The sequence below is a fragment of the Phormidesmis priestleyi ULC007 genome, from assembly GCF_001895925.1.
GTDB lineage: Bacteria > Cyanobacteriota > Cyanobacteriia > Leptolyngbyales > Leptolyngbyaceae > Phormidesmis_A > Phormidesmis_A priestleyi_A.
Map to the genome: position 1 here is coordinate 1 of NZ_MPPI01000117.1, position 1,012 is coordinate 1,012.

At 50.6% G+C, this 1,012-nt stretch carries 1 pseudogene; it reads right to left on the reverse strand.

The annotated features are described in order from the left end of the window. Positions 1 to 11: 11 nt before the first annotated feature. Positions 12 to 898, reverse strand: a pseudogene (locus tag BRW63_RS27070) (IS630 family transposase); the annotation flags it as partial. Between the last annotated feature and the right edge of the window lie 114 nt (positions 899 to 1,012).

Consider the following 1,012-nt stretch of genomic DNA (forward strand, 5'->3'; position numbering starts at 1 on the left):
CTAGTAGAGAGTCAAGGTTGAATTGAGGGATAAAGCCGCTTCAGTTTGACGCGAGCATCTGCGGTGGTAAATCGCCAATCGACCGTGTGGTTCTGAGCCTTTCTTGACTGTTGCCAAGCCGCGACTTCTTGCTGTAAGGGTGGCTGGTCTGGAATGCGACGATCTAAACATTGACGGGCTAAGACACTCAGTTCAATCTCTGCCATGTTTAACCAACTGCCATGCTGGGGCGTAAAGTGAAATTCGAGTTTGTCTAAGATTCGCCGCGCTTCGGCAGGGGGGAATGCCTTGTATAGTGAGGCGGCTCGATGAGTATTGAGTTGGTCTTGCACGACTACAATCTTCAGAGCATCTGGATCATGAACATCGACGAGTTGCTGCATTTGGGCTGCATAATCGAGTGCGGTGCGCTGGTCTGTGACGGCAACCTGCCGCCGAGCGGCTAAGGGTTCAAAGACCACGAATAGATTGCTGACCCCATTGCGCTCATACTCGCAGTCATAGCGTTCCGGTTGCCCTAGCTCCATCGCTATTGGAATCCGAGTTTCTTTCACCTGCTGCTTGCTGCTTTCATCAAAACAGACCACCGGATAGTTGGGGTCATCAGGACGGTGATAAACTTCCAAAACATCTTCCATGGCTGCCACAAATTCGGCATTGGCTTCGGGGGCAATCACCCAGCACTCCTTCAACCAAGGCTTGAGTTGGTTTTTTTTAGCGTTTTGCGAATCGTTTCATGAGAGATCTGCTCGACGTGTCCCAATTCCACCATCCGCTCGGCTAATAACCGCAACGTCCATCGGACTCGTCCCGTCGGGGCATCCGAGCAAGTTAGGGCAATCAAATGGGCTTCTTTTTCCCCGTCTAAACGCTGCACTCTTGGCTGCTGCCCTTGCTTGTATACTCTAATCGGCTAAGAGCTGGACTTTTTTGAAGGATTGAAACTTCCAACTCATCAGGCTTTTTAGCTTGTCGTGTTTGTCAATAGGAGCCGTCTCTATCACCGTTGAAA